Raw genomic sequence first — 8,683 nt, forward strand, 5'->3', positions numbered from 1 at the left:
CTCGTTGATGCGCTCATGCCCGAACCGGCAAAGGAACCTGCCGCGAAGGGGATGCGTGGGTTTCGGGAAGATTTTGGTGAGCTTCTGACACGGATGAGCGATTGCCGGGTGGTGGTGCTGATAGACGACCTGGACCGATCGCTCCCGGACGATGTGCTCGGGGCTCTGGAGGCCATCAAGCTTTTCCTTAGCGTGAAGGGCATGGCTTTCGTCATCGCGGCGGACGATGACTTCATCCGGGAGAGTCTTCGCGGGGCGCTGGACCGTCACGGAGGCGGTCGGGGGCGTTTCGCTGATCGGTACACCGAGAAGATCGTGCAGCTCCCGTTCACTCTGCCTCGCTTGTCGTCGGCGGACGCGGTCGCGTATCTCGCTGCGCTCTTCGTTCAGGCGGAGGCGGGGCGCGAGCATGCGGTCGCGGTCGCTGAGCGCGCATCAGCGCGGCGGGTCAAGGGTGAGGTTCCGTACGTGGCCGCGAACATGCATGAGACCATGCCGACGGATGAACACATCAGGCTCGCGAATCAGATCGTGCGCGGTATGAGTAGTTCGCGGCGTGAGACTCCCCGACAGTTGAAACGCTTCCTGAATAGCTTCGCCGTCCGCGCGGAGATGCTGGGGGCGCAGTTCGAGGGTTTCCCCGTCGATATCCTCATGAAGCTGTGGTTGCTCGAGCAGAATTATCCGCACCATTTCCGTGATCTTGTCGGGGTGAGCGAAGAGCAGCGCGGTCAGCTTCTGTCTGAATGGGAGGCCGGGGCGGGGGCGGTGCCTGCGGAGATCGCCGCGTGGGCGAGCGAACCACCCCGGGCCTCCGACGTCGTGGTGTGGGTCGACCGGTATGTGTCATTTGCGACGGCAACGGTGGCGACGCTCCAGTCGGCGGCGGTGCTGGACGACGGGCAGAGTCTGCATCTCGCGCAACTCACTGACACGAGCAGCCTGGTTCGCGCAGAGGCTATCGAGCGCATGGTGAGCATGCCGTCGACGGGCGACGAAGATGTCGCCCGTCACCTTGCGACGGCGATCGTGGGGGATCGGTCGGAGGCGGCGTTGGAGAGTCTGCAATCGCTCGCGCTGAAGCGCCCCGACCTGAAGCCCGCGATGAGCGAGGCGCTCCTCGATAACTTCGTCCTCCACGCACTCTCGGCCCAACACATCCCATGGCTCGCGGGGTCGTTCCCGGAAGTGCTGACCACCGTTCGGGGCCGGCAAGGGATCAGTAGCGAGCTCCTGGCCGCCATCGACGAGGAATCCTTGGGGGTGATTCTCTGATGGGCACCTCAAGCGCCTTCGGAGGCTCGGGAGCCTGGTCGGACACGGTCGACTCGCTCTACGACGCAGCGGACGGTATCAACAGCGGCGGGACTGAGCTGCCGGCCGCGGTCATGTCGGCCCTGGGGAAAGCCTTGGGGCGGGGAGACAGGCGAGGAAAGTCCTACAACGTTCGAGACCTGCTCCCGTCGCGCAGCGGCTCGGGGTCATCCGCATCGGGTGATGGACGCGATTCGGGCGGTGCGCCCTTCAGCCGTCAGGCGGCACGGGGTTCGCTGGTCCTGGAAGCGCTCGCTTCCATCGAAGTCGGCGAAGTTCCTCATCTCGTCGAGTACGGACTGGACTTCTCTTCGTTGGAGGGCCTCAGCGGCATCCGACTCTTCACCGAGCTAATCGGACTGATCCTCGGACCCGCCGCGCACCCGGACGATGCCGCATTGCGCCAGGCGCTACTGGCCACCATGCGCTCAGACGCGCAGGGCGCGGGCGGCCCACTCGCGGACACCATTGGCCGATTTGTCACAGAACTGGCGTGGAGGACCACCGTCGTCCAGCTGACAACGAGCGAACGTCGAGCATCGGTCGCAGGCAACGCGCTCGTTCAGCTGGAGCAGCGGGTAAAGACATACATCGGCGGCAAAGTCCGCCAGATCGCTGGCCAGCTGATGGCCGCCACGCCGCAGGCGGTCGCTGACTTCGCGTCGAATCTGGCAGCGAAAGCATGCCGCGTGTTCGGGAAAGGTGACCCGCAATGACCGTGCATCAGATCGAGGTTCTTCCGGCGGGAGGGCGATCGAGTCGTGTCGGTGTGCAGATGGAGTGGCCGCGCACCGGTTCACCCGCGACGACGATCGCCTCGACACTCATGTGGGATCTCGAAGAGTTCGCAGCAGCACCGCCGGCTGCACGGGACCTGTTCCGTATCACGGCCGCCGCGTATCTGGCAGACACCGCGACGCCGAAACCCGCCGTCTCTCTGCACCGCAACCTCGACTTGGTCGTCCACGTCGAGGACCCGGAGCCGTGGACGCACGGCGGTCTCACCGCCGTTGCCGACATCCTTCACTGGCTGACGGGGGATTCCTGGGCCCTCGGCCTGAAAGCCGCTCACGCAACACTGCCTCTTGCCATCGCTGAGCCCGCTGCACGCATCCAGCTTCTCTCGGGAGGTTTGGATTCTCTGTGCGGCGCCGTGATCGGTCTGCGTGACACGGGCGTCGATGTCCGGTTCGTGGGCCACCGGGATGCGTCCCGAGCCGTCCGGCACGCGCAGAACACGATTGCTGAAGCGATCGGGGATTCCCCGTACGACAGGCACGAGCTGTTCCTCCGAGACGCGGGGCAGCGAAAGAATCACGGCCCGCGCTCCCGCTCCCTGATGTTCATGACGCTCGGCGTAATGACCGCAGCCGCGCATTCTGCCGGTGAGATGTGGGTGCCGGAGAACGGGTTCACGAGCATCAATCCACCACTCGACCCCGGTCGCGGTGGCACCCTGACGACCCGGTCCACACACCCATACACATTCCACCTGGTGGGAGAGCTGCTGCGGTCGCTGGGCGTCGACGTGGTGATGCGCAACCCGTTCGAAGGCCTCACCAAGGGCGAACTCGTCGCGGCGGCGATCCCGGAGCTTCTGGATACCAGGTTCCTGCGCGCGACGGCGACATCGTTCTCCTGCGCAAAAGGAGGAACACAGTTCTACCACGGGGACTCCAATCACAACTGTGGGCTGTGTGTAGCCTGCGCGGTACGCCGCGGCGCCTTCCTCGGGGCAGGAGTCACCGATCCCACACCCTATGACTGTGAGGTGCTGAGCGGAGACGACCTGACCGCACTGGTGCATCATCGACGCCGCGATGTGATCACGCTGCGCGACGCCTCTGCTACCGGCATCTCAGATGACGCGATCCTGGGTTCGGCGATGTGGCCCCCGGGCACGAATTTTGACGAGGTGCTGAGTTTGGTCCAGCGCGGACTGGCAGAGTTGAGTCGTGTTCCCCTTCCCGCCCCTTGACTGTCACGCGCACATCGCTCCAGACGTGACGGCGGCCCAGGTCCGCACGCTCAACGGCGCACAAGTATTCGCCATGACTCGAACCCTGGGCGAGTTCGACGCTGCACGCACCAACCCTCAGACGGGCCTCCTCTGGGGCGTCGGAGTGCACCCCGGTGTTCCCCGAGCTCTCACGCAATGGTCAGAAAGGAGGTTCTCCGTGGCCGCGAAGGATGCCGTCCTGATCGGCGAGGTCGGACTCGATCGTCGAGGCGACAGCGCCACGCAGCAGACCATCTTCGAGACCATTCTCCGCACGGCACCGGCAACGTTGATCTCCGTGCACTCCACGGGAAAAGCGCGAAAGGTCGTGGAAGCGATGGAGAAGAACCCTCGCCCGGGCGTGATTCTGCACTGGTTCACGGGGACGCCCGAGGATGCCCAGCGGGCGGCGGCCGCCGGCTGCTATTTCTCCATCAACGCCGCGATGACTGATCAGCAGATGACGGCACTCCCGCTCGACCGAGTGCTCCCGGAGACAGATTTCCCCGCCTCACGGTCCCGCACCGGAGCTCGCGTACCTGGTGACATCGCCGCATTGGAGAAACGAGTGGCCACCCTCACCCACCAGTCTCTGGGCGAGGTGCGCCGGCGGTGGTACCGCAACCTTGCCACGCTGGCGGAGCGCGCGGACGTCCACCACCGATTGCCACCGGACCTTCAACACTTGATGTCGATCGCCCGCACCGACTGATCACCGCGGCGGGTCATCCATAACCCGACGCAACGATGGTCAGCGGGCGCGAATGTCGGGCGGGCTGTCCGGGATCAGCTCGTGCACGGAGACAGCGAGAACTTGCGCGATCGCGATCAGAGTGCGGAGCGTCGGATTCGCGGGACTACCCGGCCGGGACTCGCCCTTCTCATACTTCTGATACGTGTATCGCGTCAGGCCAGAGCGGTACGCGACGTCTTCTCGACTCAGCCCGCTACGCTCTCGGAGGGTGCGAAGCGTCGAGCGATCTCCGCATTTCGAGGGGCTGCCGCGACGGAGTGGCGGAGGCGGGACATGATCGCGTGGGATGCGGGGGTGATGTGGAGCCTCCGCGTGGGCGCACCTTTCGGGAGCAATCCCGCAAGTGGCGATGTTCGCACCGCGACGCGTCGGGGGCTGTTGTGGGAGGTACGTCGATGCAGCAGTCGTCGAGGGATGTGAGGAGGCCGAGTGGATAGCCACTATCCGAGTGCCGTGCACAGTGTCCTCGAGGGGATTGACCCGGGATGGCCTCGCGTGGTGGATGTGGGTGTCGGGTGGTGCTCGTCGAGGGGCGTACCGGGGAGGACGCCGCGTTGGCGCAGACCTTCCGCCGATGGACGGTGCTCGGGATGGACAGTTTCTCGTTGCAGACCCATGCCGATCAACGCGAATGGGCGCGATTGATGAGTTCGCTGAATAAGGCGATCGTTCTCGGTGAGGGCCATGAGCGGATGATCCAGAACCCGTCGACGTACATCTTCGTCCCCACCGGAGGCAACATCGGGTCTCTGATGGATCTGGTTCGCCGGGGGACGAGCCGAGCGATACGAACAGATCGTGAGTTCCTCGACCCGGAGTTGCTGGACACCATTCGATTGGACGAAGGAGCGGAGTCCGGTCGGGCAGATCGCGAGCGAAAATACCGGCGGATGCTCGAGCGTGAACGGGTCGACGACGAGCCGGGAGGCGACTGGTGAGCGGGGCAAGCTTCCACCGACAGTGACGTGCACCGGTTCTCGCGCACGGCGCCACTTCCCGTTCTCGCAGCTCTGCGTGCTGCAGGCGCTGATTTCCTCCAGCGGGTCGGGGTGCACGAGCCTGTCACGTGGTGCCCACCGTTCGAAATGGTGGCTGTCGAATCGCTCGCGGTCGCTTCGACGACGATTGAGGGACGACAGCAGTGGAAGCCTCGTCGCCCGACTCGAGGCGCTCCCGACGGGGAGCAGGCCATCTCGGTCCGGGAGCCCAACGCAGGAGGGGTGTCGAACAGGGCAGCCGCCCGAATGCTGGGCCCATCCCGACGGAGCATCGCCCGCACGCTTGCCGCGGATGGAGCCCTCGCGGAGCCCGGGAGGCCCGTGCAGTTTCGCATCGACCCGGACTGGTTGACCGAGCAGCATGGCGATCGCGGACGTAGCGTGGCCGATCTCGCGCGGGAGGTCGGGTGCAGGTGCCACGACGATCCGTCGACACCTCAGCTCGTGACACCACATGGCTGACCCGAATCCCCGGAAATATAGCTAGCCGAGACCAGTGCGAGTCGAGCACGAGGCGATCGTTCTGAGGGGACGCCGACGGAAGCTCACGACGTTCGCCCTGGCGGTGCTGTGCCGTACGTGACGGACAAGATGATCACCGGAGTGTCAGCGAGGGGGCGCATCCGGCCGTGAACGGAGATTTCACCCGCGGCTCAACCCTGGCTGGAAACTACCGTGGAAGGATGACAACAGCACGTAGCTCCTCCTCTCCCAGTGCGGGTTCGGCCTGGCTCAGGGCGGACTCTTCTCAAGCGCGGGTATACCCCCGGACCGATGCCGGAAGCAGTCTTCCGTGACGGGGCGCAGCAACGGGTCGCTCTGATATGCACTGGGCCCCTCGGTGTCAGATGGGCTCACGCCGGGGTCACCTCGCAGCTGCGTCCGCGCTAGCATGACGAAATGCGGAACCACTTGGGGACTGCGGCACTCGGTGTCGCCACGGCGCTTATTGTGTGGGCACTCACTGAGTGGCTCAACCTCCTCCCGTTGCCGTGGTCAGTCGCTTCGGGGATCGTCGCGGGTGTACTTGTTGCTGGCGTGGCGTTCCTGATCCTTCGTCGACGTGACCCTGCGAGTCACCGCGTAGCATCCGGGATTCGCGCTGGCGGAAGCGTCCGGATTGAAGATGTGACATCTACGACCCGTGGAAGCGCAACGGAATCATCCGAGGTCGCATCCGATGTTCGCTCCAAAGCCGATGTTGACATCTCAAAGGTTCGGGACGAGCGCAGTTGAGCGTGACTCACCTCAATTGGTCCTCGGAGTTGGATGCTGTCGTTGGGTTTCTTGACGGTCCAGGGGGTGTGCTTCACGTTCGGGGTGGCGTGGAGTGCATGCCCTCCGCGTTCGTTGGTGCGCTGACTGCTCACGCACAAGCCGCACCGCGGGGCCTGCTCACGGTGGTGATCGATCCCCACAATCAGTTGACAGGGAGTCCGCTCGCGGCGTTCCGTACGATCCTCCGCTCGGTCGGCCGGGATCGGCCGCTTCGGCCACCCAACAACGCGATTTCAGTGTCCGTAGCTAGCGACGTTCGTTCGCTGTTCGGCGACGTAAATATAAGCAACGTGACTGTCAACGTTGGCAGCATGAGCGAGTCCGAGGAGTTCGCGACGCTCTTAGAGTTGACGCAGGCTGAGATTGACGGCGGTCGCCGTTTTGCTGATCTCGTCGTGGTGTTCACCAACTGCCACGACATGGATTACTCGCTCCGCAAGGTTTTCTACTTCAGCTTGTGGGAGCCGATCCTGCGTCAGATGTCCGAGCTCGGAGCGAAGATGATCTTCCAGTACTCGCCATCGATGATGAAGACAGACACGCAGTCGCTGCCCCCAATCGCGAGTGACTCGGTCCTCCTTCCGGCCACTCTGGACGATGTCACGGATGAGTTCGCAGAGCTGGCTGTAAGTCTCGGGTGGGAAGAGAACCTCCACGATGGCGAAGTGCTGGCGCGCGGGGTGCTTGAGACAAGCACGGACGTAAGTCAGGTGTACTCTGCAATGGCACGGCTCGCCTTCCGGACGAGGGGTGACAGGTGATGTCCGCTACCGAGATCGAATCTAAGCCTGAGCTCATCGTTCTCGCAGCTGCGAGTTCCCAGACGGACGCGTTCGCACAGCGGGCTCTTCAGGCATTCGGGTTTTCGACCGATGTGCTTCTGCCGCTCACGATGTTCGGGTTTATCTCGCGCGCGGCGCATGAGTGGCAAATCGAGCCCGGGTTGCGGCGACGTGTTCTCGAGAAGGCTCCGCAATACCCAGAGCTCTGGCGGGCGGTGAACCGTCACTATCTTGAGTTGGCTGGTTCAGCGATGGAGGGGCTACCCGCATATCTCGCGACAGGGCCTGGGTTCGCGTACCACTCGACCGAGCTCGATCCGTCTGAGGGAGTCCATCGCTATCGGGAGGTGGCGGAGCTCGATGTCCTCGCGGCTAACGTGCAGGGCCTTCGTCTTGCCGATGAACAGGCTGAGCGTGGTCTCATTGAGGCGGATTCCCCGGACTTATTGTTCCTCCGAGCTATGACCTATTACCGGTCGCACCGACAGGCCGAGGGCATTGAGCTTCTTCGGGCTTTCATGGGCAACGACGATGGCTCGCGTGAGGTTGCGATTGCCCAGCACCTCGTGGCGCATTGGGATTGTCAGCGCGGAGACTTGAATGCCCAACAGGCTTCGAGAGTCCTTTTCAAGAAGAGTCTGAACAACGCCGTGAAGCGCGGGGATAAGTGGCATCAGGCGCAGGTCACGCATTCGATGGCGCTGTGCATAGCGAAACAACGACCAAAGTCAGCCTTGCAGGCCGCTAGCTTGTTGGAGTCGAGCCTTCAACTCTTGTCGGAAGCGGGCGATCAGTGGGGTCGCGCCAAGGTGCTTCATTCACTCGGCCAGGTACTCACCGACCAGCCAGCCGAGCATGCCCGCGCGCTCAAGTATCTCAATGAAAGCCGTGCAATCGGGTTGGCTCTGGGCTACCAGGGACATGTTCGGCTAGTCGACGAATCTCTAGCGGAGTGGCGAAGCCGTCGGCCGAGCGAGTCGACCCGACGCCGGCGCGCGAGAAAAAAGAAGTGATTCTGCCGAGCGCTCGTTATGTGGATTACACCGTGGTGATACGGCTGCCGAGAGCATCTCTTACTGGCATCAGCCACTGAGACCTGAGGCTTCCCGCAGAGCCGCAGCGCGCGGCGACCGCGCCATGGCACGATCTCGGGGGGTGAGCAGTCGCGTAAGCCGATACATAGACCAGCTGGTCGACCGCAGGTCTAGGGATCCGCCATTTCGCGCGGAAATTATTACCGACAATCACCGCCAACTGCCTGGGAAAAGCGGGCATTCTTTGCCATCTCGTCCGCGAACCTACACTGACCCGGGGATTCCGGCGCTGATCGCGTTCCACCTCTGAAGGTTGCCGACCGAAACGCATACGCTCACGCAACATCGGATGCGGTGGGGTGGACGTATGAACCCCTCTGCTCGCCCTCGCGCATCCTCCGGTCCCCGGCTGCTCGTCGCGGGTCTCGCAGCGTTGGCGGTCGTCGCCGTCACACTGACACCGTGATGGCGCTCATCGAAATTCCCCAGAGTTGCTCATCGGAATTCCTCAGGTCGCGTGGTCA

At 63.7% G+C, this 8,683-nt stretch carries 8 protein-coding genes; 7 read left to right on the forward strand and 1 reads right to left on the reverse strand.

Translation table 11 applies throughout. The annotated features are described in order from the left end of the window. From DSP71_RS00270 to DSP71_RS00285, 4 genes are all read left to right on the forward strand, one after another. Window positions 1-1,275: P-loop NTPase fold protein (locus tag DSP71_RS00270; protein ID WP_113680076.1), on the forward strand; the 1,275-nt coding region annotated here is incomplete at its 5' end. Then, window positions 1,275-2,030, forward strand: coding sequence for a hypothetical protein (locus DSP71_RS00275; protein ID WP_113680077.1), 756 nt, complete (start codon window positions 1,275-1,277; stop codon window positions 2,028-2,030). The genes DSP71_RS00270 and DSP71_RS00275, both read left to right, overlap by 1 nt. 239 nt (window positions 2,031-2,269) lie before the next feature. Further along, window positions 2,270-3,292: a queuosine biosynthesis protein queC gene (locus tag DSP71_RS00280; protein WP_181800623.1), complete on the forward strand. Its 1,023-nt coding sequence runs from the start codon at window positions 2,270-2,272 to the stop codon at window positions 3,290-3,292. After that, on the forward strand, window positions 3,270-4,025 hold the full coding sequence (locus DSP71_RS00285; protein WP_113680079.1) for a TatD family hydrolase: 756 nt from the start codon (window positions 3,270-3,272) through the stop codon (window positions 4,023-4,025). The genes DSP71_RS00280 and DSP71_RS00285 overlap by 23 nt, the downstream gene beginning before the upstream one ends. Before the next feature lie 39 nt (window positions 4,026-4,064). On the opposite strand, the gene DSP71_RS00290 is transcribed toward DSP71_RS00285, so the two are convergent. After that, window positions 4,065-4,526, reverse strand: a complete 462-nt coding sequence (locus DSP71_RS00290; protein ID WP_309472596.1) for a helix-turn-helix transcriptional regulator — start codon at window positions 4,524-4,526, stop codon at window positions 4,065-4,067. A 56-nt stretch (window positions 4,527-4,582) separates the two neighbouring features. Between DSP71_RS00290 and DSP71_RS00295 the strand changes: the two genes are divergently transcribed. The 3 genes from DSP71_RS00295 to DSP71_RS00305 all read left to right on the forward strand — a co-directional run bounded on the left by DSP71_RS00295 (window position 4,583) and on the right by DSP71_RS00305 (window position 8,138). Next, window positions 4,583-5,005, forward strand: a complete 423-nt coding sequence (locus DSP71_RS00295) for a hypothetical protein (protein ID WP_113680080.1) — start codon at window positions 4,583-4,585, stop codon at window positions 5,003-5,005. A 1,628-nt stretch (window positions 5,006-6,633) separates the two neighbouring features. Then, a complete protein-coding gene (locus tag DSP71_RS21640; RefSeq protein WP_220151058.1) occupies window positions 6,634-7,104 on the forward strand; it encodes a hypothetical protein in 471 nt (156 codons plus the stop codon). Next, window positions 7,104-8,138, forward strand: coding sequence for a hypothetical protein (locus DSP71_RS00305; protein WP_113680082.1), 1,035 nt, complete (start codon window positions 7,104-7,106; stop codon window positions 8,136-8,138). The genes DSP71_RS21640 and DSP71_RS00305 overlap by 1 nt, the downstream gene beginning before the upstream one ends. The last annotated feature ends 545 nt before the right edge of the window (window positions 8,139-8,683 follow it).

Source organism: Microbacterium sp. H6 (assembly GCF_003314775.1).
Lineage (GTDB): Bacteria > Actinomycetota > Actinomycetes > Actinomycetales > Microbacteriaceae > Microbacterium > Microbacterium oxydans.